Source organism: Buttiauxella sp. 3AFRM03 (assembly GCF_003675305.1).
Lineage (GTDB): Bacteria > Pseudomonadota > Gammaproteobacteria > Enterobacterales > Enterobacteriaceae > Buttiauxella > Buttiauxella ferragutiae.
The window spans coordinates 2,225,405-2,251,177 of record NZ_CP033076.1 but is presented as its reverse complement, the minus strand read 5'-3'; the positions used below and the strand labels follow the sequence as shown (position 1 = coordinate 2,251,177).

The 25,773-nt window shown below is 50.4% G+C and carries 21 protein-coding genes and 2 pseudogenes; 15 read left to right on the top strand and 8 right to left on the bottom strand.

What is annotated here, in order from left to right; genetic code table 11:
- Positions 1–108 precede the first annotated feature (108 nt).
- The 4 genes and pseudogenes from parC to D8682_RS11935 all read left to right on the top strand — a co-directional run bounded on the left by parC (position 109) and on the right by D8682_RS11935 (position 7,511).
- Entirely contained in the window at positions 109–2,379 is a 2,271-nt protein-coding gene (gene parC / locus D8682_RS11950; RefSeq protein ID WP_064540076.1) for a DNA topoisomerase IV subunit A, read from the top strand.
- 149 nt (positions 2,380–2,528) lie between these two features.
- Positions 2,529–3,284 carry a 1-acylglycerol-3-phosphate O-acyltransferase gene (locus D8682_RS11945; protein ID WP_064540258.1) on the top strand — a complete coding sequence of 252 codons (756 nt, stop codon included), beginning with the start codon at positions 2,529–2,531 and terminating at the stop codon, positions 3,282–3,284.
- Positions 3,285–3,486: 202 nt separating this feature from the next.
- Positions 3,487–4,898 (top strand): annotated as a pseudogene (gene ftsP / locus D8682_RS11940) (cell division protein FtsP).
- A gap of 360 nt (positions 4,899–5,258) precedes the next feature.
- Positions 5,259–7,511: a YgiQ family radical SAM protein gene (locus D8682_RS11935; protein WP_064540072.1), complete on the top strand. Its 2,253-nt coding sequence runs from the start codon at positions 5,259–5,261 to the stop codon at positions 7,509–7,511.
- Positions 7,512–7,645: 134 nt separating this feature from the next.
- Here the strand turns inward: D8682_RS11935 and dkgA are convergent, their stop codons facing one another.
- Together dkgA and yqhD are read right to left on the bottom strand one after the other, a co-directional pair.
- Complete coding sequence (gene dkgA / locus D8682_RS11930; protein WP_121814331.1) at positions 7,646–8,473, bottom strand: 2,5-didehydrogluconate reductase DkgA; 828 nt, start codon at positions 8,471–8,473, stop codon at positions 7,646–7,648.
- A 130-nt stretch (positions 8,474–8,603) separates the two neighbouring features.
- A complete protein-coding gene (yqhD, locus tag D8682_RS11925) occupies positions 8,604–9,767 on the bottom strand; it encodes an alcohol dehydrogenase (protein ID WP_064540068.1) in 1,164 nt (387 codons plus the stop codon).
- Between the two features lie 190 nt (positions 9,768–9,957).
- Here yqhD and D8682_RS11920 point away from each other — a divergent pair, with 190 nt between their 5' ends.
- Entirely contained in the window at positions 9,958–10,848 is an 891-nt protein-coding gene (locus tag D8682_RS11920) for an AraC family transcriptional regulator (RefSeq protein WP_121814330.1), read from the top strand.
- Positions 10,849–10,906: 58 nt separating this feature from the next.
- Here D8682_RS11920 and D8682_RS11915 read toward each other — a convergent pair whose 3' ends face one another.
- Together D8682_RS11915 and metC are read right to left on the bottom strand one after the other, a co-directional pair.
- Positions 10,907–11,566 carry a DedA family protein gene (locus D8682_RS11915; RefSeq protein ID WP_064540063.1) on the bottom strand — a complete coding sequence of 220 codons (660 nt, stop codon included), beginning with the start codon at positions 11,564–11,566 and terminating at the stop codon, positions 10,907–10,909.
- Between the two features lie 180 nt (positions 11,567–11,746).
- On the bottom strand, positions 11,747–12,934 hold the full coding sequence (gene metC / locus D8682_RS11910; protein WP_064540061.1) for a cystathionine beta-lyase: 1,188 nt from the start codon (positions 12,932–12,934) through the stop codon (positions 11,747–11,749).
- A 188-nt stretch (positions 12,935–13,122) separates the two neighbouring features.
- Between metC and exbB the strand changes: the two genes are divergently transcribed.
- The 3 genes from exbB to fucR all read left to right on the top strand — a co-directional run bounded on the left by exbB (position 13,123) and on the right by fucR (position 15,198).
- Positions 13,123–13,857: a tol-pal system-associated acyl-CoA thioesterase gene (gene exbB / locus D8682_RS11905; protein ID WP_121814329.1), complete on the top strand. Its 735-nt coding sequence runs from the start codon at positions 13,123–13,125 to the stop codon at positions 13,855–13,857.
- A gap of 4 nt (positions 13,858–13,861) precedes the next feature.
- Positions 13,862–14,287: a TonB system transport protein ExbD gene (gene exbD / locus D8682_RS11900; protein ID WP_064540055.1), complete on the top strand. Its 426-nt coding sequence runs from the start codon at positions 13,862–13,864 to the stop codon at positions 14,285–14,287.
- Positions 14,288–14,460: 173 nt separating this feature from the next.
- Entirely contained in the window at positions 14,461–15,198 is a 738-nt protein-coding gene (fucR, locus tag D8682_RS11895; protein ID WP_064540053.1) for an L-fucose operon activator, read from the top strand.
- On the opposite strand, the gene D8682_RS11890 is transcribed toward fucR, so the two are convergent.
- Positions 15,177–15,563, bottom strand: coding sequence for a cytoplasmic protein (locus tag D8682_RS11890; RefSeq protein WP_238392842.1), 387 nt, complete (start codon positions 15,561–15,563; stop codon positions 15,177–15,179). The genes fucR and D8682_RS11890 overlap by 22 nt on opposite strands.
- 5 nt (positions 15,564–15,568) lie before the next feature.
- Positions 15,569–16,072: a hypothetical protein gene (locus tag D8682_RS11885; RefSeq protein ID WP_238392841.1), complete on the bottom strand. Its 504-nt coding sequence runs from the start codon at positions 16,070–16,072 to the stop codon at positions 15,569–15,571.
- Here D8682_RS11885 and D8682_RS11880 point away from each other — a divergent pair.
- The 4 genes from D8682_RS11880 to D8682_RS11865 all read left to right on the top strand — a co-directional run bounded on the left by D8682_RS11880 (position 16,071) and on the right by D8682_RS11865 (position 19,645).
- Positions 16,071–16,574 (top strand): ESA_00282 family adhesion-associated protein, encoded by a 504-nt coding sequence (locus D8682_RS11880; RefSeq protein WP_064540047.1) that lies wholly within the window; start codon positions 16,071–16,073, stop codon positions 16,572–16,574. The two genes, D8682_RS11885 and D8682_RS11880, sit on opposite strands and share 2 nt — an antisense overlap.
- Positions 16,575–16,777: 203 nt before the next feature.
- Entirely contained in the window at positions 16,778–17,338 is a 561-nt protein-coding gene (locus D8682_RS11875) for an NlpC/P60 family protein (protein ID WP_121814327.1), read from the top strand.
- Positions 17,339–17,513: 175 nt separating this feature from the next.
- Positions 17,514–18,059, top strand: coding sequence for a hypothetical protein (locus tag D8682_RS11870; RefSeq protein WP_064540044.1), 546 nt, complete (start codon positions 17,514–17,516; stop codon positions 18,057–18,059).
- A 227-nt stretch (positions 18,060–18,286) separates the two neighbouring features.
- Complete coding sequence (locus D8682_RS11865) at positions 18,287–19,645, top strand: 8-oxoguanine deaminase (RefSeq protein ID WP_121814326.1); 1,359 nt, start codon at positions 18,287–18,289, stop codon at positions 19,643–19,645.
- Between the two features lie 2 nt (positions 19,646–19,647).
- Here the strand turns inward: D8682_RS11865 and D8682_RS11860 are convergent, their stop codons facing one another.
- On the bottom strand, positions 19,648–21,009 hold the full coding sequence (locus tag D8682_RS11860; protein WP_121814325.1) for an HdeD family acid-resistance protein: 1,362 nt from the start codon (positions 21,007–21,009) through the stop codon (positions 19,648–19,650).
- A 252-nt stretch (positions 21,010–21,261) separates the two neighbouring features.
- Between D8682_RS11860 and D8682_RS11855 the strand changes: the two genes are divergently transcribed.
- Together D8682_RS11855 and D8682_RS11850 are read left to right on the top strand one after the other, a co-directional pair.
- On the top strand, positions 21,262–23,796 hold the full coding sequence (locus tag D8682_RS11855) for a penicillin G acylase (protein ID WP_121814324.1): 2,535 nt from the start codon (positions 21,262–21,264) through the stop codon (positions 23,794–23,796).
- Positions 23,797–24,225: 429 nt separating this feature from the next.
- Positions 24,226–25,059 (top strand): sugar phosphate isomerase/epimerase, encoded by an 834-nt coding sequence (locus D8682_RS11850; RefSeq protein ID WP_121815693.1) that lies wholly within the window; start codon positions 24,226–24,228, stop codon positions 25,057–25,059.
- Between the two features lie 176 nt (positions 25,060–25,235).
- On the opposite strand, the gene D8682_RS26755 is transcribed toward D8682_RS11850, so the two are convergent.
- Entirely contained in the window at positions 25,236–25,403 is a 168-nt protein-coding gene (locus D8682_RS26755; RefSeq protein WP_162303015.1) for a hypothetical protein, read from the bottom strand.
- Positions 25,404–25,491: 88 nt separating this feature from the next.
- On the opposite strand from D8682_RS26755, the pseudogene D8682_RS11840 reads away from it, so the two are divergent.
- Positions 25,492–25,749: pseudogene (locus D8682_RS11840) on the top strand (SymE family type I addiction module toxin); the annotation flags it as partial.
- Between the last annotated feature and the right edge of the window lie 24 nt (positions 25,750–25,773).

The following is a 25,773-nucleotide window of genomic DNA, read 5'->3' as shown; positions in this document are numbered from 1 at the left end:
CAAAGATACTCACTCCTCTGTGACTACGACTGCCAGATAAGGTACTATCGGCGGCAATTACGCCGTTTGTGGCCACATGCGGCTCGTCAGTTTGAGGATGAATAATTAATGAGTGATTTAACTCATGATGGTGCAGAACGCCTTGCGCTGCACGAATTCACGGAAAATGCGTATCTCAACTATTCCATGTACGTCATTATGGACCGCGCTCTGCCGTTCATTGGTGATGGCTTAAAGCCGGTACAGCGTCGCATCGTCTATGCGATGTCAGAGTTGGGGTTAAGCAACAGCGCTAAATTCAAAAAATCAGCCCGTACCGTCGGTGACGTTCTGGGTAAATACCATCCGCACGGCGATAGTGCCTGTTACGAAGCGATGGTTCTGATGGCGCAGCCGTTCTCCTACCGCTACCCGTTAGTTGACGGGCAGGGGAACTGGGGGGCTCCGGATGATCCGAAATCCTTCGCTGCGATGCGTTATACCGAGTCGCGACTGTCAAAATATGCGGAAGTCTTGCTGGGTGAGTTAGGGCAGGGGACGGTCGACTACGTGCCGAACTTTGACGGCACCATGCAGGAGCCGAAAATGCTACCTGCGCGCCTGCCTAATATCCTGCTCAATGGCACCACTGGCATTGCAGTCGGCATGGCAACAGACATCCCGCCACATAACTTGCGAGAAGTGGCGAAAGCCGCAATCACCCTGATTGACCAGCCGAAAACCACGCTCGATGAGCTGTTGGATATCGTGCAGGGGCCGGACTACCCAACCGAAGCCGAAATCATCACCCCGCGTGATGAAATTCGTAAAATCTACCAGAATGGCCGCGGTTCTGTGCGTATGCGTGCAGTCTGGAAAAAAGAAGATGGCGATGTGGTGATTACCGCGTTACCTCACCAAGTTTCCGGCGCGCGCGTGCTGGAGCAAATTGCCAATCAGATGCGTGCTAAAAAGCTGCCGATGGTTGAAGACTTGCGCGATGAATCGAACCACGAAAACCCGACGCGCCTGGTGATTGTTCCACGTTCCAACCGTATCGACGTCGAACAGGTGATGAACCACCTGTTTGCTACTACCGATCTTGAGAAAAGCTATCGCATCAACCTCAATATGATCGGATTGGATAATCGTCCATCGGTGAAAAACCTGCTGGAAATCCTGACTGAGTGGCTGGTTTATCGTCGCGAAACGGTGCGCCGTCGCCTGAGTTATCGTCTGGAGAAAGTGCTCAAACGCCTGCACATCCTTGAAGGTTTGCTGGTCGCGTTCCTCAATATTGACGAAGTGATTCACATTATTCGTACCGAGGACGAACCCAAGCCCGTGTTGATGTCGCGTTTCGAATTAAGCGAAACGCAGGCTGAATCTATCCTCGAGCTGAAATTGCGCCACCTCGCAAAACTCGAAGAGATGAAAATTCGCGGCGAGCAGAGCGAGCTGGAAAAAGAGCGTGACCAATTGCAGGGCATTCTGGCGTCCGAACGCAAAATGAATACCTTGCTGAAGAAAGAGTTGCAGGCTGATTCCGACGCTTATGGCGACGATCGTCGTTCACCGCTGCGTGAACGTGGTGAAGCGAAAGCCATGAGCGAACATGATATGACTCCGTCCGAACCGGTCACCATTGTGCTCTCACAAATGGGCTGGGTGCGTAGCGCTAAAGGCCATGACATTGACGCGCAAGGACTTAACTATAAAGCAGGCGATAGCTTCCTTGGTTCGGCTAAAGGGAAGAGCAACCAGCCAGTGGCGTTTATTGACTCCACCGGACGCAGCTACGCACTTGACCCAATAACGTTACCATCGGCACGTGGCCAGGGTGAGCCGCTGACCGGTAAACTCACGCCACCACCGGGTGCGGTTGTCGAGCATGTCTTAATGGCGCCAGACGACCAAAAACTGCTGATGGCATCTGATGCGGGCTACGGTTTCGTTTGTACCTTCAACGATTTAGTGTCGCGTAACCGTGCGGGTAAAACGCTGATTTCATTGCCGGAAAATGCGAAAGTGATGCCGCCGATGGAAATCTCAAGCACTGACGATATGCTGCTGGCGATTACCGCTGCAGGCCGCATGCTGATGTTCCCGGTCGCTGATTTGCCGCAACTTTCCAAAGGCAAAGGGAATAAAATTATCTCGATTCCTTCTGCGGAAGCGGCAAAAGGTGATGACAAACTGGCACATTTGTTTGTCTTGCCGCCACAAAGCACGGTCACGCTGCATGTTGGCAAACGCAAAATTAAACTCCGTCCAGAAGAACTGCAGAAAATCACCGGTGAGCGCGGTCGTCGCGGTACGCTGATGCGTGGTCTACAACGCATTGATCGTGTTGAAGTTGATTCACCTCAGCGTGCTAGTGCGGGCGACAGCGAAGAGTAATCGAATTCTGGCGGTCGTCAGGCCGCCGGAACGATGTGTTTTGTGCTAAAGCAGGTCATATATCCGCGATATTTCAGGTGCAGGTGGGGCGACTGCTCCTCCTGGAATTTAGGGTATACTTGTCAGCGGTTTTGGCTTTTGAGGTTGTTATGCTATCCATCGTACGTTTTATAATCGTAATAATTTATTGCCTGCTGGTGTGCATTTTTGGCTGCATTTATTGCTTGTTCAGCCCACGTAACCCACGCCATGTTGCTACGTTTGGTCATCTTTTTGGGCGTCTTGCGCCTGTCTTTGGTTTGAAAGTTGAAACCCGTTTGCCTGAGGGCGTAGAAAATCATCCGACGGCGATTTATATCTGTAACCATCAGAATAATTTCGACATGGTGACGGCGGCTAGTATTGTGCAGCCACCGACGGTGACCGTTGGGAAAAAAAGCCTGTTGTGGATCCCGTTCTTTGGCCAAATTTATTGGCTTACCGGGAATATGCTTATCGACCGTGATAATCGTACCAAAGCGCTCAGCACCATTTCCCAGGTTGTGGCGCAAATTCAGAAACGTAATGTGTCGGTGTGGATGTTCCCGGAAGGGACTCGCAGCCGTGGCCGTGGCCTGCTGCCATTTAAAACCGGTGCATTCCATGCCGCAATTGCTGCTGGCGTCCCAATTATTCCGGTGTGTGTTTCCAACACCAGCAATAAAATTAAACTGAACCGTTTGAATAATGGTTTAGTTATTGTCGAAATGCTGCAGCCGATTGATATCAGCCATTACGGTAAAGACCAGGTGCGTAAACTTGCCACCGATTGCCGTGAAATTATGATGGCAAAAATCGATGAACTTAATAAAGAAGTCGCGGAGCGAGAAGCCTCCGGTCGAGTTGAAAGCAAACAAGCGAACTGAACCGGATTGTTGACAAAGGTCACTAAACCGGTGCTGTAGGGTGGATAAGCGGTCGCGCCATCCACCATTTTCGCCAGTTTTGTCGGATGGCGCTGTGCTTATCCGACCTACGAAGAGGTTTGTCATCCGTTTCACCGAGCGCTTTTATTTTGGCGGTACGTGTTGTGCCGCCCCACGTTAGTCAGTTTCACATGGAGTTATTATGTCACTCAGTCGGCGTCAGTTTTTACAGGCATCAGGAGTCGCACTATGTGCAGGCTCGGTGCCACTGAGGGCAAATGCGGCAGGTATGCAGCAACCTTTACCCGTTCCTCCTTTACTGGAGTCTCGCCGTGGTCAGCCTTTATTCCTGACGTTACAACGGGCACATTGGTCATTTACTGGCGGCGCTAAAGCACCCGTTTGGGGCTTGAATGGGCGTTATCTTGGGCCGACCATTCGCGTATGGAGCGGCGATGACGTGAAGATGATTTACAGCAATCGTCTGCAAGAAAACATCGCCATGACGATTGCCGGTTTGCAAGTGCCAGGCCCGTTAATGGGGGGGCGGCACGAATGATGTCGCCAAATGTAGACTGGGCTCCTGTTCTGCCAATTCGCCAGCAGGCTGCTACATTGTGGTATCACGCTAACACCCCAAACCGCACCGCGAAACAGGTCTACAATGGCCTGGCGGGGATGTGGCTTATCGAAGATGAAGTCAGCAAATCGTTACCTATTCCCAACCATTATGGCGTCGATGACTTCCCGGTAATCATTCAGGATAAGCGTCTTGATAACTTCGGGGCGCCTGAATATGAAGAGCCGGGTAGTGGTGGTTTTGTGGGGGATACGCTGCTGGTGAATGGTGTGCAAGGGCCGTATGTCGAGGTCTCTCGCGGTTGGGTGCGTTTGCGTTTGCTTAACGCCTCGAACTCGCGCCGCTATTTGCTACAAATGAGCGATGGCCGTGCGATGCACGTGATTTCAAGCGACCAGGGTTTTCTCCCGGCACCTGTTGCTGTTAAGCAACTTTCACTGGCACCGGGCGAGCGTCGCGAGATTCTGGTTGATATGACCGACGGCAAAGAGGTGTCGATAACCTGCGGTGAAGCCGCCGGTATCATGGACAGGATCCGTGGCTTCTTTGAACCCTCAAGTATTCTTATCTCCACGCTGGTTCTCACCCTTCGTGCAACCGGTTTGCTGCCTTTGGTAACCGATACGTTACCAATGCGTCTGCTACCGGAAGAGATTATCAACGGTAACCCATCACGTAGCCGTGATATTGCGCTGGGTGATGACCCTGGTATTAACGGCCAACTGTGGGATATGAAGCGCATTGATATTCAGACTCAGCAAGGCACCTGGGAGCGCTGGACGGTGCGTGCTGATATGCCGCAATCTTTCCATATCGAAGGTGTGAGCTTCCTGATTAAAAACGTCAATGGTGCGGCACCGTTTGGTGAAGACCGAGGCTGGAAAGATACGGTTTGGGTTGATGGGCAAGTCGAGCTACTCGTGTACTTTGGCCAACCTTCCTGGGAACATTTCCCGTTCCTTTATTCCAGCCAAACGCTGGAAATGGCGGACCGTGGCTCTATTGGGCAGTTGTTAGTGCAGCCTGCGCCGTAAACCACCCTCACCCTGGCCCTCACCCTGGCCCTCTCCCTGAGGGAGAGGGAAGATTCGGTATCCACCCTCGATCACTGAGGGAGAGGGACGATTCGGTGTCCGCCCTCGATCACTGAGGGAGAGGGAAGATTCGGTGTCCGCTCTCGATCACTGAGGGAGAGGGAAGATTCGGTGTCCGCCCTCGATCACTGAGGGAGAGGGAAGATTCGGTGTTCCCCCTCTCCTGAGGGAGAGGGTTGGGGTGAGGGCAAGAAAACATTGATCGCCCGCAATAATCCTTCATTTATTACCCAATAAAAGCGTATAATCGCCGGCTTTGGTTATTTTTAAATCATTTTTTATTCATTTTTCGGAAGCATTATGAGCTCTATAAGCTTGATCCAGCCCGATCGCGAACTCTTTTCGTGGCCTCAATACTGGGCAGCCTGTTTTGGCCCGGCACCGTTTTTACCCATGTCACGTAAGGAAATGGACGATTTAGGCTGGGATAGCTGTGACATCATTCTGGTTACCGGAGATGCTTACGTTGACCATCCAAGTTTTGGTATGGCGATTTGTGGCCGTATGCTGGAAGCCCAGGGTTTCCGCGTGGGGATCATCGCCCAGCCTGACTGGAACAGTAAAGAAGACTTCATGCGCCTGGGTAAACCGAACCTGTTCTTCGGGGTGACTGCGGGTAACATGGATTCGATGATCAACCGCTATACCGCTGACCGCAAACTGCGTCATGACGATGCGTATACGCCTGATAACGTGGCAGGTAAACGCCCGGATCGCGCCTCACTTGCTTATACCCAACGCTGCAAAGAAGCCTGGCGTGATGTGCCGGTTATCCTTGGCGGTATTGAAGCGAGCCTGCGCCGTACAGCGCACTACGATTACTGGTCTGATACCGTTCGTCGTTCCATTCTGGTGGATGCCAAAGCCGACATGTTGATTTTCGGCAACGGTGAACGTCCGCTGGTGGAAGTGGCTCATCGCCTGGCAATGGGCGAGAAAATCGACGAAATCGGCGATGTGCGTAACACCGCGATGATGCGTAAAGAAGCGATGCCAGGTTGGTCTGGCGTGGATTCTACGCGTCTGGATATGCCTGGTCGTATCGACCCCATTCCACACCCTTACGGTGAAGATTTGCCTTGTGCAGAAACCGGTAAACCGGAAAAGCCAATCAACGAAGCGAAAGCGATTGTTGTGAAGCCTGCACCGATGAAACCGTGGGAAAAAACCTACGTGTTGCTGCCGTCGTACGAAAAAGTTAAAAACGACAAAGTTCTCTACGCGCACGCTTCACGTATTTTGCACCATGAAACCAACCCTGGTTGTGCTCGTGCGTTGATGCAAAAACACGGTGACCGTTACATCTGGATTAACCCGCCAGCCATCCCGCTTTCCACCGAAGAGATGGACAGTGTGTTTGCTCTACCTTATAAGCGCGTTCCGCATCCTGCGTATGGCAAGGCGCGTATTCCTGCGTATGAGATGATTCGCTTCTCGGTGAATATCATGCGTGGTTGCTTTGGTGGCTGTTCGTTCTGTTCCATCACCGAACACGAAGGCCGCATTATTCAGAGCCGTTCTGAAGATTCGATCATCAGCGAAATTGAAGCGATGCGCGATACGGTGCCTGGCTTCACCGGCGTGGTTTCCGATCTGGGTGGCCCAACAGCTAACATGTATATGCTGCGCTGCAAATCGCCACGTGCGGAACAAACCTGCCGCCGTCTGTCGTGCGTCTATCCGGACATTTGTCCGCACATGGACACAAACCATGAGCCGACGATCAACTTGTATCGCCGCGCCCGTGAGATTAAAGGTGTTAAGAAGATCCTGATCGCTTCCGGTGTTCGTTACGATATCGCGGTAGAAGATCCTCGCTATATCAAAGAACTGGCGACGCACCACGTTGGTGGATATCTGAAGATTGCCCCGGAACATACCGAAGAAGGGCCGCTTTCTAAGATGATGAAACCGGGTATGGGCAGCTATCAGCGCTTCAAAGAGCTGTTTGACACCTACTCTAAACAAGCTGGAAAAGAGCAGTACCTGATTCCGTATTTCATCTCGGCGCACCCTGGTACGCGCGATGAAGATATGGTGAATCTGGCGCTGTGGCTGAAGAAAAACCGTTTCCGTTTGGATCAGGTACAGAACTTCTATCCGTCACCGTTGGCGAACTCCACCACCATGTATTACACCGGCAAGAACCCGCTGGGTAAGATCAGTTACAAGAGTGAAGAAGTTGTGGTGCCGAAAGGTGACCGCCAGCGTCGTCTGCACAAAGCGCTGCTGCGTTATCACGATCCTGCTAACTGGCCGATGATTCGTGAAGCGCTGGAAGAAATGGGTAAAAAGCACTTGATCGGTGGCCGTCGTGAATGTCTGGTGCCTTCGCCAACGCTTGAGGAGATGCGTGAAGCGCGTCGCTACAATCGTGGTGCTCGTCCGGCACTGACAAAACATACGCCAATGACACATCAGCGTCGTGCTCCGCAAGCGGGCGCGAAGCCTGCTGTTGGTGCTAAGCCTGCTGCGGGCGCGAAACCTAACGTGGGTGCAAAACCAGCGGCTAAAGCTGCGTCGAAGCCTGCGAACAGAAAGCGTCCGGCATAGTTACTGCCCTCACCCTAACCCTCTCCCACAGGAGAGGGGACTGCTCGGTTTTCTCCCTCTGCCCCAGAAGAGGATTACCACGGTTTTCTCCCTCTCCATCAGGGAGAGGGCCGGGGTGAGGGTTGTTCTAAACCTTAACTCCCAAACACATCAGGGTCTGGTCCCAGACGCTTACTGCTATCCAACTTCGCAATCTCGCTTAACTCGTCTTTATCAAGACGGAAATCAAACACGTTAAAGTTCTCAGCAATACGCGCTGGCGTCACCGATTTCGGGATAACCACCAGACCGCTATCCAGGTGCCAGCGAATCACAATTTGTGCCGGTGTTTTGCCGTATTTATCGGCCAGGTCGCGGATGATTTTCTTATCGAACACACCGTCACCACCCTGAGCCAGCGGGCTCCAGGACTCGGTCTGAATCTTGTGTGTGGCATTCCAGGCATGAAGTTGACGCTGTTGTAGCAACGGATGGAGTTCTATCTGGTTGATTACCGGTGAGACACCCGTTTCATCAATCAAACGCTGAAGGTGGTTGAGCTGGAAGTTACACACGCCAATGCTTTTAACCAGGCCTAGTTTTTGCAGCTCAATCATCCCTTTCCAGGCTTCAACATAATGATCTTTGCTCGGCACCGGCCAGTGCATCAAATAGAGGTCGACATAATCCAGTTGCAGTTTTTCGAGGCTATCTTCCAGCGCCTGGCGTGGACGTTGTTGATCGTCGTTCCACAGTTTGGTGGTGATAAACAGCTCTTCACGCGGAATGCCCGCTTGTTTTAGCGCACTGCCCACGCCGTCTTCATTCTTATACGCGGCGGCGGTATCAATCGATCGATAGCCGACTTCCAGCGCTTTATTGATGGCAATCAGAACTTGCTCGTTGCTGGCTTGCCAGACACCGAGGCCCAATTGCGGCATTACATTTCCATCCTGGAGCTTGATTACAGTTGGAGTCGCCATGTATTCCTCCTTAATGATTAAACTCACATAATTCAAGTTGCAGGGGCGTTGGCTAATCCTGCAACCTGAATTATTTAGGGTTTAAGTCTGGACCAAATACTCAAAAACGAGAACCAATTGACTAAATTACTTAGCGTGCAGCTTCGTAAATACGACGGCTCACGTCCAGAGTAATGTCCTGGCGCTCACCCAATTTAGTCATGCCTTTTTCTTCCAGTTTCACCAGCAGAGCCGGGATAGTGCTGCCATCCAGACCGTAGGCAGACAAGCGAGTCGGCGCGCCCATTTGCTCGAAGAAATTGCGCGTTGCAGCAATCGCCGCATCAATACGTTCTTCTTCAGAACCTGCAGTGATATTCCACACGCGCTCAGCATATTGCAGCAGTTTGCCGCGTTTCTCGTTACGTTTTTCGTTCAGCAACGATGGCAGAACCACCGCCAGAGTTTGCGCGTGATCCAGTCCGTGCATCGCGGTCAGTTCGTGACCCAGCATATGAGTTGCCCAGTCTTGCGGTACGCCAGCACCAATCAGGCCGTTTAACGCCATGGTCGCCGCCCACATTACGTTGGCACGAACGTCATAGTTTTCAGGTTCTTTCAGCGCTTTCGGGCCATCTTCAACCAGAGTTAACAGAATGCCTTCGGCAAAACGGTCCTGCACTTTGGCGTTTACCGGATAAGTAATGTATTGCTCAACGGTATGCACAAACGCATCCACCACACCATTTGCGACCTGACGTGGTGGCAGCGTGTAGGTATAAACCGGATCAAGCACCGCAAAGACAGGCTGCACGTGTTCAGACATAAATGCCTGTTTGTCGCCTGTAGTACGGCGAGATACGACAGCACCTTTGTTAGATTCAGAACCGGTTGCTGGCAGTGTCAGAACAGAGCCCATTGGGATGGCGCTTTTCACATCATTGCCGTGAGTCAGCAGAATATTCCATGGGTCGATATCAGCCGGGTAGTTGGCTGCCGCGGCGATGAACTTAGTACCATCCAGCACAGAACCACCGCCGACGGCTAACAGGAAAGTGACTTTCTGCTGGCGAACGATTTCGACTGCTTTCATCAGCGTTTCGTAAGTCGGGTTCGGTTCGATACCGCTAAACTCCAGCACGTCCAGTCCTTCAAGTTGGGAGTAAACCTGGTCCAGTACGCCATTTTTCTTCACGCTGCCGCCGCCGTAGGTAATCAGAACGCGGGCACCTGCTGGAATTTGTGCACGCAGTTCGGAAACAGCGCCTTTACCAAACAGGATGCGAGTCGGGGTGTGTAGGTTGAAGTTGTTCATTATTGGTTCCCTTTGCTTGGGTAAACAGAGATTGCTTATCGCATTTGATGGTAGCCATTGTCGGCCTCGGGTGGCTATCTCTCAATGCTTATTCCTGCCTTTATCTTGCCTATTTCTCCTGGGTGCTGGAGAAATGAAAGAATTAGTTGCACACTGACATCGGTAGAAAAGCCATGCGGAGCGCAGGAAAATGAAGCGGAAGGCGATTTGTCAGCAGTTAACTAACAAAATTAATTTATTGATACAAAAAGAAAATAGTGGCCTGAGTTCTCTGCCAAACGTTAGCTTACTGTATGGTACGAAACCCTATGCGCGCACGCCAGTTATGTATGAGCCGGGGATCATTATTCTCTTTTCCGGCCATAAAACGGGTTATCTGAATGATCGCGTGTTTCGCTATGATGCCAACGAATACCTGCTATTGACCGTCCCACTCCCTTTTGAATGCGAAACCTTCGCTACCCCTGAAGTGCCGTTGGCCGGACTGCGCATTAATATTGATATTTTTCAGCTTCAGGACTTGCTGATGGATATCGGCGAAGATGATTTATCGCACCCGCAAACCTGCTCGACCGGGATTAACTCCGCCCAGCTATCTGAAGAAATTCTTTGTGCTGCCGAGCGCTTGCTGGACGTACTGGAACACCCGCTCGATGCGCGTATCATGGGCAAACAAATTATCCGCGAGATTCTCTATCACATTCTGGTGGGGTCATGCGGTGCGGCACTGCTGGCGCTGGTTAGCCGGCAGACGCATTTCAGCCTGATAAGCCGGGTGCTCAGGCGCATTGAAACGCAGTACACAGAAAACCTGTCGGTGGACCAACTCGCCGCAGAAGCGAACATGAGTGTTTCGGCGTTTCATCACAACTTTAAGTCGGTCACCAGCACCTCGCCGCTGCAATATCTCAAGAGTTACCGTTTGCACAAAGCGCGAATGCTGATTTTGCATGATGGGATTAAAGCCAGTACCGCGGCGATTCGTGTCGGGTACGAAAGTGCATCGCAGTTTAGCCGCGAGTTTAAGCGTTACTTTGGTGTGACGCCGGGGGAAGATGCTGCGCGGATGCGAGTGATTTAAAGGAAAGTGAACAGCGTTAGCGGGGTGGATAATGTCACGTTATCCACCCTGTAATGTCTTATGCCGGGTTAAATTTTTTCTTGATGACCACAAACAGAGTACCCACAAGTCCTGCTACCAGCAGCGCCATCGGTAGCACCATCAGGCAAGTCATCACCTGATCTTCATGGCGTTTCACAAATGGAATCATGCTCAGGGCGAAGCCCAGACTTGTCACACTGCCGACCCATAACAGTCCACTTAACCAGTTAAACACCTGGAAGCGACGATTGCTGAGCCCAGAAATCCCCGCCATGGTAGGCAATAACGTGCGGACAAACGCTAAAAAGCGGCCCGCTAACAAAGCGGCTAACCCGTGCCGGTCAAACATCACCGTCGCCCGCTGGTGGTATTGCGGTGGTAGTTGCTTCAGCCAGCTTTTCACTATTTTGGTATTACCGAGCCAGCGCCCTTGTGCGTAGCTCAACCAGCAGCCAAGGCTCGCCGCCGCGGTGAGGATCAATAAGGTGGGGACAAAACCCATCACCCCTTTCGCCACTAAGGCTCCCGCGAGTAACAGCAGACTGTCGCCCGGCAAAAATGAGGCGGGTAGTAATCCATTTTCGAGAAACAGCGTCGCAAACATGACGCAATAAACCACTCCAACAACATGAGGGTCCGCGAGTGCAGCAAAATCATGTTGCCAAAGCGCCTGAACAATATTGTGTATAACAGCCATGGCAAATCCTGTGGAACCGCTTTATTGGGCGCACCTAAATCTAAAGTCATTAGCTTAGGCACACCTTAATTTTAGGGACATAGTGTAACGCTAAATGGCCTGCGACACCTTGATCACAGGCTCAACAAATCACCATGAAAGCAAAAAAACTGTTCTTTGCAGTGTCCACATTTGGCAATTTTAGGCGATACGCTGGAAACCTGCGTCCAGATCGGCAATCAGGTCGTCCACATTCTCCAGCCCAATATGAACACGCACCAGCGTTCCGGTGAAGTCTATTCCCCCGGCAGGGCGAATCTCCGCCAGTTCTTCTGGCTGGTTGGCCAGAATCAGCGATTCATATCCGCCCCATGAATAGGCCATACTAAAGTAGTTGAAATTGTCCAGGTAGCTTTGATACTGGTCATTATTCAAACGCTTTTTAAGCACAAATGAGAACAAGCCGCTGCTCCCTGTAAAGTCTCGTTTCCAAAACTCGTGGCCTTTGCTGCCGGGCAATGCAGGATGATTGACGCGCTCAACCTGCGGATGTTGCGCCAGCCATTCGGCAATTTTCAGGCTGCTTTCATGATGTTGACGCAGACGCACGCCTAATGTGCGCAAACCACGGCTGGTCATATAAGCAGTATCTGCATCCAGCATTTGCCCCATCAGATACGAGTTCTCACGCAACTGATCCCAGCAGCGGGCGTTTGATACCGCCGTTCCGACCATCGCATCAGAATGGCCAATCAGGTATTTGGTTCCCGCCTGAATTGAAATATCAATGCCGAAATCCAGCGCTTTAAACAAAATGCCCGCCGCCCAGGTGTTATCGATCATGATGATGGCGTCAGGGGCCACGCTGCGTATCGCCTGAACAATGGCTGGAACGTCATGTACTTCCATTGTTATCGAACCAGGCGATTCCAGAAATACAACTTTAGTATTGGGTTGCACGAGTTGGGCAATGCCTGCGCCAATCATCGGGTCAAACCAGGTGGTCGTGACGCCGAGTTTAGCGAGGATTTTGGTGCAGAAATCCTGGCTGGGTTCGTAGGCGGAGCCGGTCATCAGCACATTATCGCCATGTTCGACAAAGGCCAGAATCGCATTGGCAACGGCTGCGGCACCGCAAGGGTAAAGTGCGCAACCCGCGCCGCCTTCCAGTTCGCACATGGCTTCTTGCAACGAGAAGTGGGTCAGGGTGCCACGGCGACCATAAAACAGCTCGCCTTTCGCGCGGTTTGCCGTGGCCTGTTTTTTGGCTTCGACGGTTTCAAAAACCAATGATGACGCGCGTTGAATGACGCTGTTAACCGAACCCTGGGTGAATTTTTTATCGCGCCCGGCATTAACCAGCGCCGTTTCAATGTGCTTGTCAGTCATGTTCACTTTGCCCTATTTAACCATCTGGATGTCCAAAACTAACTTATCATGCTTTTGCTGCGTAAACGCAAGGAATCCATGGACAATTTAAGGCACTCTTTAAATACTAATGAGAACTACTATCAATTCGATGTCGTTTTGATATTATTGCGCACAGTTTTAGTATTATTTCGCGGTGGAGAGTAAGAGTGACGAATAATTTGATGCAGACAGATCTCTCTGTCTGGGGCATGTATCAGCATGCTGACATCGTGGTAAAGATTGTGATGATCGGCCTGATTCTGGCCTCTGTCGTCACCTGGGCAATCTTCTTTAGCAAAAGTGTTGAGCTGATGTCGCAAAAGCGCCGTCTGAAGCGTGAACAACAACATTTAGCTAATGCCCGCTCTCTGGATGAAGCCAGCGAAATGGCCGAAACGTTTGATGCAAAAAGCCTGAGCACGATGCTTATTAATGAAGCGCAAAATGAGCTTGAGCTTTCCACAGGTAGCGAAGATAACGAAGGCATTAAAGAGCGTACCGGTTTTCGCCTTGAGCGCCGAGTTGCGGCGGTGGGTCGCCACATGGGGCGCGGTAATGGCTTTCTGGCGACTATTGGTGCCATTTCCCCGTTTGTCGGTCTGTTTGGTACCGTCTGGGGCATCATGAACAGCTTTATTGGTATCGCACAGTCACAAACTACTAACCTTGCTGTTGTTGCACCAGGTATTGCCGAAGCCTTGCTGGCCACGGCTATCGGCCTGGTGGCAGCGATTCCGGCGGTTGTTATCTACAACGTATTTGCTCGGGTGATTGGTGGTTACAAAGCTTCTCTGGGCGACGTTGCTGCTCAGGTTTTACTGCTGCAAAGCCGTGACCTCGATTTAGCAGCCAGTTCTCTTGCTCGCCCGGTTCGTACCGCTCAGAAACTGCGTGTAGGTTGATCCCATGGCTTTGCGTCTTAACGAAAATCTCGACGATAACGGTGAAATGCACGAAATCAACGTGACACCTTTTATCGATGTCATGTTGGTATTGCTGATTATCTTCATGGTGGCAGCGCCGCTGGCGACCGTCGATGTGAAGGTTAACCTTCCCGCGTCTTCAAGCCAGCCGCAGCCGCGTCCGGAAAAACCGGTCTACCTGTCTGTCAAAGCCGATCACACGATGTTTATCGGCAACGATGAAGTGACCAAAGAGAGCATGGTCAATGCTCTGATTGCTGCGACAGAAGGCAAGAAAGACACCACGATTTTCTTCCGCGCCGACAAATCAGTTGATTACGAAACGATGATGAATGTGATGGATACGCTGCATCAGGCAGGGTATTTGAAGATTGGCCTGGTTGGGCAAGAAGTCACGAAAACCCAATAAGCATCAATTTTCCTTTCTCTCCATCGCATCACATATATAGAGCGGCCTGCTGGTTAAACTAGCAGGCCGCTTTTTCATAAAGCGAATGAGCGACAGCTGGCGATTTCCGTGTTTCGCCTGGCACGAATGGTTTTGCTGGGCTAATCTCGGGCATTGCCAGGAGACACGCGCTAATGAAAACCGAACGCCACCAGCAACTGGTTCAACTTGTCGAGCAGTACAACAATCTGACCACACAACAGCTGGCGCAGTTATTAGGCGTGAGCCAGGAAACTGTGCGGCGCGATCTGCGTGTACTACAAAAGCAGGGGAAAATTGTTCGCCAACATGGGCGGGCAAAGCGTATTAATCGAGGCGCAGACGAAAGCGGTGATCCTTTCACCGCCCGCCTGAAAAGCCATCTCAATAGCAAAGCGGATATTGCTCATCGCGCTCTGGCCTGGATTGTGCCGGGCATGGTGATTGCACTGGATGCCAGCTCAACGTGTTGGTATCTGGCGCGATTACTGCCAGATATTCCTCTCACTGTTTTCACCAATAGTGAACGTATTTGCCAGGCGTTATCCAGGCGCGAACATATCAAGCTGATTAGCACTGGCGGTCTTCTCCAGCGCAAATATGCGTGCTATATCAATGCCCCGCTGGCAGCGCATCTTAAATCGATGGATATCGACTTGTTCCTGTTTTCCTGCGAGGGAGTGGATAGCGACGGAACGTTATGGGACACGCGCAGCTGGAATGCCGAATATAAAACGATGTTGCTCAAGCGATCAGCGCAGTCCTTGCTGTTGATCGACAAGAGTAAATTTGACCGGGTGAGTGAAGTTCGGATCGGGGAGCAGGCTGATGTGACCGAAATTATTAGTGAAGGCGAGCATACTTTAACGCCTTACAAATGCGGAGTTTTGTAGTTGTTTTCCAGCAACGCACGCGTGCACGACAAACTTTGCGCCTCTTCATCTCTTAGTTTCTGATAAACCACTTCAAGCCGGGCAAGGATCTCGTTTTTCCACCGCGGCTGGTGGGCGATGATTTCACAGAGCACCGCTCCGTAAACTTCTTCTTTTACCCGCCAGGGAAAGATCTGGTGGCGGTTATGCCATTTCTGTTCAACCAGTGCCGAGGTGATATTGAGCTGGCTTTGGGTAAAGCGCGCAATATTTCCATTTTTAATCTGCACTAGTGCTGCAATGTTTTCGCGTAATAAGGTGTTATCGGATTCTGCACCCACAGGTGAATCGGAACTGTGCAGAACCTCAGGAAGTTCGTCAGACATTGAGATTACTCGTCCAGTGAATAAAACATCGGCCAGCTTTTTTCCTGGGTGAGTTGATTGACCCAGATTTGCTGTGAATGGTGACTTATCTGCAATTCTTTATCTTCTATTAGCATTTGCAGGTCGGCAGGACTGATCTTTTCTTGCTCAATTAATTCATTTAATACGGTGACCAGCGCTTCAATTTTAAGCGCGCAAAATAATCGGTCTTTTAAATGTCGGTCGCTTTCTTCAAGCAGAGTATTTTTCGCCTGCCCAGCGTAATGATTTGCGCTAAGAACCGTTTTCTCGAGCGATAAAATATTATCCTGGGGATTTAGTGTTAGAGCGCTATCTTCTGCTAATGGTATAAATGCAACCTGCATAGCAGGAAGCATTCCTGGTACCATGTTTTTAGGTAACATATATAAATATCCTGTTATATCAATAGAATGAGATGCGTAGTCACCAAGAATAGCGTTGACAACATTTTGCCTCAAAATTACTATAAAAAAAACAGGAGTCCCCATGCAAAGTGTCTTTTATTCAATTGTATTAATACTATTGTTGCTGTGCGGCGTATTGATGCTAATGCGTGAAAAATCCCATTCCAGCGTCAACCCCATCCCTCAGGCTTCCCCTAAATTAAATTTCTCGCAGAGTGATGAACATGAAGATTACTTTGCGAAATTAATTTCAAAAATCACCCCTGATTATTATTGGCGAGTAAGCCATGAATATGCAGATTTTAACCACGCCACTATTAAGCGTATGAGTATCGATATGCTTAGCGCCGATCCCAAACTCTTTAGTGCCCAACGGCGATGCAGCGATTTAAATTCCGCTATCTATCGCTATTACGACAATCTCAGAAAACGTTGCACTGAGGGTGAAAAAGTCTCTTTTGCTGACATCGAAGTGCTGAACTTACGGCAGTGTTTTGATGAGTTCAGCCAGGATGCTTACCCAGCGCTGGTGGCACTGGTTTGGCCGCATTACCAGCGGCCGGAAGTCAGTCTCCATAACGTGTAAGCCCCATGCCAAACAGCCTGACTCAGTATCAGGCTGTTTTTAAAATAAAAAAAATAGAAGTCTAAAAATAGACCGATTCTCTCGTGGCTAAATTTCATACAGCGGTTATTATTTGCTCACCCAAAAGGAGTTGTTCGTCCCATTGCTAAAAATCAGCAATGGCTTGTTTCGCTGTATTTGCCAGTAGATGAAAGATATTTCTTATGCCTCGTTTAAAAAAATTAATTGCCGCAACTTTGTTTATTATTCCTGTTATTTTTAGTGCAAATTCCTTTGCTTTTAATATGCCAAAGGAATTTGCATCAATCGCAAGCCAGTCGCTTGCTAAGAAAGATGTGTTCTCTGAAAAAGGGAACTATATAAAGAATGATGATCACGGTAATACCAATAGTATTAAGTCTGCCATATTGGCACAATTTTCAAACTGGAAAGGAACGCGTTATCACCTTGGCGGTACGACACATCAAGGTGTCGATTGTTCTGCACTGATGCAGCATATATTTAGCGATTCATTCCATAAATCATTACCGAGAACCACAACGCAGCAAATAAAAAATGGGCAGCCTGTCAGCAAAGAAAAACTCGAGCCGGGTGATTTAGTCTTTTTTAGAACGTCGCCGGGGATGCGCCATGTTGGTGTTTATGTTGGCGATAACCAGTTTGTCCACGCCTCAAGCAGTGTCGGTGTCACCATGTCTTCTCTGGCGAACCGTTATTGGGTTGAACATTATGAAACCGCTCGCCGTTTAAACATGGTTGGTTAAATACAATTCTGGATTGCGGGTTTAATTTTATATTGATAATCACTACTATAGCGGCTGGTTTAAGATATTGGTTATTTTACTATGTGGTGCGCAAATATAATGATGGCGATGTATATTCATGACTTATGAATTAGCCGGTGCTTATATTTTAATTTCCTACAGGGATTAGTATCAAATGAAACGAAATTTAATGCGTCAGATGACGGGTGCCGTAATCGCTGTAATGGTTGCTGGTACCTTGCTGGTTGGTTGCGATGCGAAACAAGCTGGAGAAGTTGAAATGAAATTTATTAATGTGGAAAAGGTCGCACTGGATTCAGGTCTGGTTAAGCAAGAACAAGCGTATCTCAAAGCAGTAAATGAAAATCTGCATAAAGGCCTGCAACTGGCAGAAAAGAATTATGCCACGCTGCCTGCAGATAAAGTCGCGGCCGCGCGCCAGGCAGATAAAAAAATTATTGCTCAGCAATGGCAAGGTCAGCAACGCGCCGCACGCCAGGTTGTGTTGGCAGCGGTAAAACAGGCAACTGATGCCTATCGCACTGAAAAGAAAATTGCTGCCATTATGCCTATGCAGACTGCAGTTTCGGTTGCGCCGGAACTCGATGTCACCGCTGACCTGACCACTAAATTGAATGCAACCAAACTGGATTTTGGCAAAGTGCCTGAAATCACGGTTAAAGCGGCTGATACTGCAAAACCGGCAGTAGCAGCAAAGTAATTAGCAAATAATTATCCGCAAATATTGGGCTTCGCCTGCGTGTTCCGCGAAGCCCATTTTCGTTAATCCTTAACACTTTCACCTGCCTGATAACAGCCATAAGACGATGCGATGATGCCCCGTCAGTTTCCTGTTAGAATGGCAAAATTGCCCCCGCAATGCCTGGATCAGCAGACAGGCCATAACTGAGCTGGCTTCCTTCACTTTTTAATATTCAGGAGCCAGATATGTCTGACCAACGTTTGTGGATCAAAAATCCCCGCGCAGTTTTTACCGCCAATTTGCAAGACGCCGCAGGTGGCGTAGTGATCGAAGGGGCAATCATTCGTGAATTAATTCCCCTGGGTGGCAAACCCGCAGTTCCATGTGACTCTGTGTTTGATGCTCGCGAACTTGTCTTGTTACCCGGACTTATCAACACACACCACCATTTCTATCAGACTCTGACCCGAGCGTGGGCACCGGTGGTTAACGTGCCGCTGTTTCCCTGGTTAAAACAACTCTATCCGGTTTGGGCGCGGCTTGATGCCGAAGCTTTAGCGCTGGCCAGTAAAGTGGCGATGGCTGAGCTGCTGCTTTCCGGTTGCACAACCACAACGGACCATCACTACCTTTTCCCGCAGGGCATGGAGGAGGCCATCGATGTGCAGGTTGATGTGGTGAACGAAATTGGCATGCGTGCCGTATTAACGCGCGGCTCGATGAGCCTGGGTGAAGATGACGGTGGGTTGCCTCCTCGCCACACAGTACAACAGGCCGGGACAATTCTGCGTGATAGCGAAAGATTGATTAAACGTTACCATCAGCGCGGGGAAGGGGCGTGGCTACAAATCGCGCTCGCTCCATGTTCGCCGTTTTCTGTGACCACTGAAATTATGCGGGATAGCGCCCAACTTGCGCAGCAAGAGGACGTGCGGCTGCATACGCATCTGGCTGAAACCATAGATGAAGAAAACTTCTGTCTGCAACGTTTTGGCTTGCGTACCGTGGATTATCTGGAAAGTGTTGGCTGGCTAAATGACCGAACCTGGCTTGCCCACGGCATCCATTTTAATGAGAGTGAAATTCAGCGCCTGGGGCGAGCGGGAGTCGGTGTCTGTCATTGTCCGGTCTCAAATATGCGTCTCGCATCAGGCGTGTGCCCGACGGTTGATTTGGAAAATGCCGGTGCGCCAGTTGGCCTCGGTGTTGATGGTTCCGCTTCAAACGATGCGTCAAACATCATGTACGAGGCGCGGCAAGCATTGTATTTACAGCGCCTGCGTTATGGCGCTGAAGCGATTACTCCGCACAGAGTGTTAGGCTGGGCGACGCGTGGCTCGGCAAAACTGATTGGGCGTAGCGATATTGGCGAAATTGCCGTCGGGAAACAGGCCGATTTGGCGCTGTTTGCTCAGGACGAACTCCGCTTTAGTGGCAGCCACGATGCGATTTCAGCCCTGTTGTTATGCGGTGCAGAAAGGGCAGAACACGTGATGGTTGGCGGTAAATGGCGAGTGACCGACGGCAATATCGTCGGGTTGGATGTGCCGGATCTGATATCCCGGCACCGCAAGGCGGCGGCGAAATTAGTCGCTGATGTTTAACATTAATCCTCGGTAACTTCCTCGCCGCTTTTGCCTTTTCCCCAGGCGACGCGGCGCTGAAGCATTTTTTTCAGCGCCCGTCCGCTGGTATTCAACCAACCGGTTGGACGTGGATCGGCCAGCATACTCAGTGCGCGAGCGTAATCCAGCACCAGGCCTGGCGTCCACGCCATGGTTTCAGCCCGTTTACGCAGTTGCAGTGCGACCCAAAGTTCCGGCGTCGACATCAGTTTTCCCATCGCCATCCAGAAACCACGTTTTTGCCAAAGCCTGCCGACCGCCCCCTCAAGTGCCGCTTCCAAAGCCCGTGCCACGCTGCTCGAACAGTTTCGATAGGTCAAATTGTAGGACTCATTCTGGCGATAGCTTTCCCAAAACGCTTTTAGCCGTGCTTCGCTGTAATTACGGATTCGTACTTTTCTTGTGGATGGGCACCACTTTGCGGATTCCGTTGCGTAATCCGGCTGGAAAATCCCCGGTACGTTGTTTTCAGGTGTGGCCCGCAGCAGGCGGGCAAACTCATCTGGCGACTGGTCGATAAGCTCAGCAGGATAGAGGCTGATATAAACCCCGCCGGGAGATTCCAGTGCGGCGTGACCAGTCGAGATCACGCCGTTGCGATCGACCGCTGCGATATAACGGCTGATCACCGGACGGGGGATCGCTTCTCCTGCGGCGGATCCGACGGGTGTCCAGACGTGAACCGTCAGCGCTCTTTCGTCATCGTCCGGTGGGCCGTCCCACTCCACAACGTCAGGCGGAAGATGGTCGGCTTCTGCCATAAATACTGAACCTTTAAGACCCGGATTCTCAGCGGCATTTTTAACGCGCATGGCGAGAATAAACAGGTTCCAGCCCGCAAATGCCAGGCCTAACCCGAGGCAATAAGGAACCGTTCCTTCATAGTTTGACGGCCAGGGCTGGAAGAAAAATATCGCCAGCGCAATTTCGGCAATGCCCCCCCACAAAGCGGGCCGCCATCGGCGATAACGCACCACCACAGCTGAAGCGATTTGCAGAGTGCCATCGAAGAAAAACAACAAGCCAAAGATCACCGATAACACGAAGTTACCGTGGTGATGACCGGCCAGAATCAACAGCGCCGCAAGGGAAAATGCCGCGCCTTTAACGTAGCGCAGAATGCGTTGCCCACCCATACCGCTATGCGCGACCATCAATGTCGCAGCACCTTCAAACAGCAGCAGGCAGGCGAATGGCTCGATAGGGAAATAGAGCGAGCCATCCAGGGCATCAAGAAAAACGACTATTCCGGCAATAAGCGTAATCCAACCGAAACGACGCAACCCACGCCAGTGGGAACGCAAAAAATCAATGCCGAGCAGGATCATCGTAAGCCGCATCATGGGGAAGTTTCCGTCAATTGCTCCACCAAATATATAGCCCACCAGACTCAAGTGCGATACGAAGCGAATCGACATAACTTTGTGCTTTATGACAAATTTAATGATTCATATTTTTTGATTAAAGATAAAAATATGAATGATTAATTTAGTTATCACGCTCACGATTTCATCAGAAACTGTTCTGTTGAAATGGATATTGCCAGCTCTGTTGCTAGTATCCTTGTGCGAGTCTTTCACCCGTAAGAGGATACAATGAAAAATAAAAATACCATTATTGTGAGTTGCTTTCTGACAGGAGTGGCTGTGTTGTACAGCGCGAAAGTGTTGGCTGCGGAACAAAGCAAAGACGTAAAAATCATTCGCGACGAGTATGGTGTTGCGCACATTTATGCCAACGACACCCACAACCTGTTTTATGGCTACGGCTATGTTGTGGCTCAGGACCGGCTTTTTCAGATGGAAATGGCACGTCGCAGTACTCAGGGTACGGTGGCGGAAGTGCTGGGTGACAAGTTTCTCAATTTTGATAAAGACATTCGGCTGAACTATTGGCCTGCCAGCATTCATGCCCAAATTGATGCTTTACCTGCTGAAGAAAAAGCTGTTTTGCAGGGTTATGCCGATGGTATGAATGCGTGGATTGATAAGGTTAACGCCGAGCCTGGAAAGTTGTTGCCAAAAGAGTTTTCGACACTGGGTTTTAAACCGCAACACTGGCAGCCTTTCGATGTCGCGATGATTTTTGTCGGCACGATGGCTAACCGTTTTTCAGACAGCACCAGCGAAATTGATAACCTGGCGTTGTTTAACGCGCTGAAAGATAAATACGGTGACAAGCAGGGGATGGGGGTATTTAACCAAATCAAATGGTTAGTGAACCCTTCAGCCTCAACCACTATCGAACCAGAAGAACATCGTTATCCGTTCAAACTGGCAAACCAGGCCATGCAACTGGCTTATAACTTACCGCGTTTCGACCATACTCCTCCGATGTTCGAGCGCCTGGCAAAAGGCAATGATGGCGCTTTACTCACACTAACTCATCAGAAAAATCAGCAAGTAATTGGCGAACAGTTTGCTCACAGCGGCGCAAATGGGCTGGCGGGCTACCCAACCACCAGTAACATGTGGGTGATCGGCCAGAAAAAAGCGGCAGACGCTAAATCCATTATGGTTAACGGGCCGCAGTTTGGCTGGTACGCACCGGCTTACACCTATGGAATCGGCCTGCATGGCGCTGGATACGATGTGGTCGGGAACACGCCATTTGCCTATCCGGGCCTGGTGTTTGGGCATAACGGAAGCATTTCGTGGGGATCGACTGCCGGTTTTGGCGATGACGTCGATATCTTTGCGGAAAAACTTGATCCTCAACGCCCTGATTATTATCAGCGTCACGGGCAGTGGGTGAAAATGCTTAGCCGCAGTGAAACGATCAACGTTAAAGGCGGGACACCGGTTTCGTTCACGATCTATCGCACGGTACACGGCAACGTCATCAAAAACGACCCGCAAACCTCAACGGCTTACGCAAAATCTCGAGCCTGGGAGGGAAAAGAAGTCGCTTCATTGCTGGCGTGGACGCATCAAATGCAGGCGACAAACTGGACGCAATGGACGAAACAGGCGGCAAATCAGGCCTTAACCATCAACTGGTATTACGCGGATAAACAGGGGAATATCGGCTATGTTCACACTGGCGCGTACCCGCAGCGTAAACCTGGGCACGACCCACGCCTGCCTGTTCCTGGAACCGGTGAATGGGACTGGGATGGGATTTTGCCGTTCTCCAGCAATCCGCAAATCTACAACCCGAAATCGGGTTACATCGCAAACTGGAATAATGCGCCAGAAGCAGGTTATCCGGCCTCGGATCTTTTTGCTTTCCTGTGGGGGAGCGCCGATCGTGTCGATGAGATAAAAAAATTGATCGACGCACAGCCGAAACTCACGCATGAGCAGGCATGGGATATTATTGCCAAAACCAGCCGCCAGGATCTGAATCTGCGCCTCTTCCTGCCTTCTATCGAACAGGCGGTTAAAGCGTTACCAGCTGACGATCCGCGTCGCCAGCTTGCGGAGATCCTCGCAAATTGGGATGGCAACAATCAAATGAATGCCGACGGCAAAACTTATCAGCATCCGGGGTCAGCAATTTTGAACGCGTGGCTGACCAGCATGCTGAAACAAACGCTTGTTGCCGCTGTGCCTGCACCATTTAATAAGTGGTACAGCGCCAGCGGCTATGAAACCACACAGGATGGCCCAACCGGCTCACTGAATATCAGTGTCGGAGCCAAAATTCTGTATGAGGCATTGCAAGGAACGCGTTCACCAATCCCGCAAACGGTTGATCTTTTTGGTGGAAAACCATCGGATGAACTGATCAGAAATGCGTTGCAGGATAGCTGGCAGCAGCTCTCACAACGTTATGGCACTCAAGTTGATAGCTGGAAAACTCCGGCGATGCCGCTGACCTTTAGAGCGAATAACTTCTTTGGCGTGCCGCAGGCCAACGCCGATGAAGCGGTGCATCAGGCGGAATACCAGAACCGTGGTACAGAAAACGACATGATTGTTTTTGGTGCGAAGGGAGATGAAGTGCAAGCGTGGGATGTGGTTGCACCTGGCCAAAGTGGCTTTATCGCTCCAGACGGAACGCCTGCGAAGCACTATCGCGATCAACTGGAAATGTATCAGACGTTTGGCCGAAAAGCATTATGGCTAAACAGCGCAGACGTGAACGCCCATAAAGAGTCTGAAGAGGTAATTCAAGTCGTGCAGTAGTTAATTATTAGTACAGCCAAAATAGCGTGTGATGGCTATTTTGGCTGTGGTTTAACCTGTCATGTTTTGTCATTTGTCCTCACATCCTTGCACTCTTGCATTATTGCCATCGCTACGGCTAAAAAAGAGGGCGAAGCCCGTGCCAATTTCTAGTGTTTTGATTTTGCTGAAATCAAGCTGTGGGTTTTTCCGTACTCATTTAAATTGAAGATAGTTCTCATTTTTTAAAGGTTACATACTCCAACATTGAAACTGAAAAGATGTAGAAGTATATTCAAACCGTTGTTTCAAAATTTATTTTGACTTGGTTGAATGGGTTCAGGTCTTGCTATTAATGCCACCGCTAAAAGTTGTGCTCCTTTACCTTGAACAGGATTACTGTGGCAAACAGGCAGTTCAAGCTATTTTATGACTTCACAGGATGAAGATATGACAACGTTAAAAATAGGCGCACGCGGACATGATCTTATCGATCAGACTCCAGAAGGGATTATTGCTTATGCGCGCCAGGCGGGGATTGACGGACTGCAACTGGCGGTACACAGGAGCTGGGTCGAGGCCTGGCAGGCTCGTGATATCGACACGATGGTCGCCAATATTCAACAGCTTCAGCAGGCCGGTATTTCCATCTTTCTGCTGGCCAGTTACTTCAACCCTGCTCATTCAGATACAGACTTCTTGAAGAGTGAGATGGAGCGCGTGCGTTTTAATATCGAACTTGCTCGCCGCTGCAATGTCGGCGTCGTGGGCAGTGAGACTGGCTCTCTGAACGACAATGACTGGACCTGGCATCCGGATAATCACAGCGCGGCCTCCTTCAAGAAAGTGGAGCGGACCTTTGAGCAGTTAAAACCCGAACTGGAGCAGGCAGGTTGTGATTTTCTGGTCGAGGCGGTCAAAGATCATATTATTTATGACGCCAATTGTCTGGCGAGCCTGAACACGCGATTGGGCGATAATTTCAAGGTGACTCTTGATCTGGCCAACTTGCTGGATGCGGACAATGCCGGGAACTGGCGTGAGATCTTAGTCGATTTTCTTAGCCAGCATGGCGAGCGCATCCGATTGTTCCATTTCAAGAATTTCATCTTGCAAGGGCGAGACAAGATTCCGACGAGCCTGGAACATGGCCTGATTGATTATGTTGAGGTGTTGGCTGTGCTGGAACAGCGCCAACTGGCTCATATTCCGATCATTGTTGAAGAGCTGACCGGCGACCCGCTGTTAGAAAGTGTGGCTTACCTGCGCCGCTTGAGTCAGTGATTCATGGTTTAGAGATAGGATTTTTCACGGCACGTGGCGCCTGGACGCCACGTTTTCCATAACTCAGCGGGGAGTCAGTTATTCGACTCGCTCATCGCTTCATTTCGGTACTGGGCAGCAGCAGTTATGAGTTGCTCCAGCCGTTTTTCCACCAGACTACCGTTAACAGCGTATTTCTAGGTGATGTTGTGTTCGTTCGCTACCTGGACAAATTTCTCGTCTTCCGGTTTCCCGCTGTCGGGGTTGATGCGTGTGGTGGTGTGCCGCCAGGCTTTGTGCTCCCGCGATGCGACCCGGCCATGCTGGTACTCTTTGCTTTCCAGAACGTCATTCTTCGCTTCCACCGGGCGACCGAGGGTGGCACTGAGGACGCGGTTGCTGTCGCCCTATGGGATGTCCTCGCGTACCACCTGAACGCTCTATACCGTCGACTATGGTGCGCGCATACCGTCCGGGAAGCTCAATATTCATTTGAAGGGTAAATGGCTGAAAGAGGCGGGGTTTGAGACGGGTGTACATCTCACCGTTAAAATATCGGACGGCTGCATTGTGATTATTAAAGACAGCGAAGAAGTGGACGAGCTGAAACATGAGCAGGAAGTGCTGCGCCAGCAACTGCGGGATGTTAAGCAGGCTAATCGGGACATAAAGAGCACCGCTAAGGCGGCGCTCCAGGGGATGGCGGTTTAGAGAATAAAAGAACCGGGAAGATAT

What these genes read in the sequence shown, in the direction of transcription:
- D8682_RS11855 (WP_121814324.1), top strand. Translation starts at nt 21,262, where the DNA reads ATGAAAAATAAAAATACCATTATTGTGAGTTGCTTTCTGACAGGAGTG.
- D8682_RS11870 (WP_064540044.1), top strand. Translation starts at nt 17,514, where the DNA reads ATGAAACGAAATTTAATGCGTCAGATGACGGGTGCCGTAATCGCTGTA.
- D8682_RS11860 (WP_121814325.1), bottom strand. Translation starts at nt 21,009, where the DNA reads ATGATGCGGCTTACGATGATCCTGCTCGGCATTGATTTTTTGCGTTCC.
- yqhD (WP_064540068.1), bottom strand. Translation starts at nt 9,767, where the DNA reads ATGAACAACTTCAACCTACACACCCCGACTCGCATCCTGTTTGGTAAA.
- D8682_RS11880 (WP_064540047.1), top strand. Translation starts at nt 16,071, where the DNA reads ATGCAAAGTGTCTTTTATTCAATTGTATTAATACTATTGTTGCTGTGC.
- D8682_RS11885 (WP_238392841.1), bottom strand. Translation starts at nt 16,072, where the DNA reads ATGGGGACTCCTGTTTTTTTTATAGTAATTTTGAGGCAAAATGTTGTC.
- D8682_RS11875 (WP_121814327.1), top strand. Translation starts at nt 16,778, where the DNA reads ATGCCTCGTTTAAAAAAATTAATTGCCGCAACTTTGTTTATTATTCCT.
- parC (WP_064540076.1), top strand. Translation starts at nt 109, where the DNA reads ATGAGTGATTTAACTCATGATGGTGCAGAACGCCTTGCGCTGCACGAA.
- D8682_RS11915 (WP_064540063.1), bottom strand. Translation starts at nt 11,566, where the DNA reads ATGGCTGTTATACACAATATTGTTCAGGCGCTTTGGCAACATGATTTT.
- dkgA (WP_121814331.1), bottom strand. Translation starts at nt 8,473, where the DNA reads ATGGCGACTCCAACTGTAATCAAGCTCCAGGATGGAAATGTAATGCCG.
- D8682_RS11920 (WP_121814330.1), top strand. Translation starts at nt 9,958, where the DNA reads ATGAAGCGGAAGGCGATTTGTCAGCAGTTAACTAACAAAATTAATTTA.
- D8682_RS11945 (WP_064540258.1), top strand. Translation starts at nt 2,529, where the DNA reads ATGCTATCCATCGTACGTTTTATAATCGTAATAATTTATTGCCTGCTG.
- D8682_RS11865 (WP_121814326.1), top strand. Translation starts at nt 18,287, where the DNA reads ATGTCTGACCAACGTTTGTGGATCAAAAATCCCCGCGCAGTTTTTACC.
- D8682_RS11850 (WP_121815693.1), top strand. Translation starts at nt 24,226, where the DNA reads ATGACAACGTTAAAAATAGGCGCACGCGGACATGATCTTATCGATCAG.
- D8682_RS11935 (WP_064540072.1), top strand. Translation starts at nt 5,259, where the DNA reads ATGAGCTCTATAAGCTTGATCCAGCCCGATCGCGAACTCTTTTCGTGG.
- D8682_RS11890 (WP_238392842.1), bottom strand. Translation starts at nt 15,563, where the DNA reads ATGTCTGACGAACTTCCTGAGGTTCTGCACAGTTCCGATTCACCTGTG.
- exbD (WP_064540055.1), top strand. Translation starts at nt 13,862, where the DNA reads ATGGCTTTGCGTCTTAACGAAAATCTCGACGATAACGGTGAAATGCAC.
- fucR (WP_064540053.1), top strand. Translation starts at nt 14,461, where the DNA reads ATGAAAACCGAACGCCACCAGCAACTGGTTCAACTTGTCGAGCAGTAC.
- metC (WP_064540061.1), bottom strand. Translation starts at nt 12,934, where the DNA reads ATGACTGACAAGCACATTGAAACGGCGCTGGTTAATGCCGGGCGCGAT.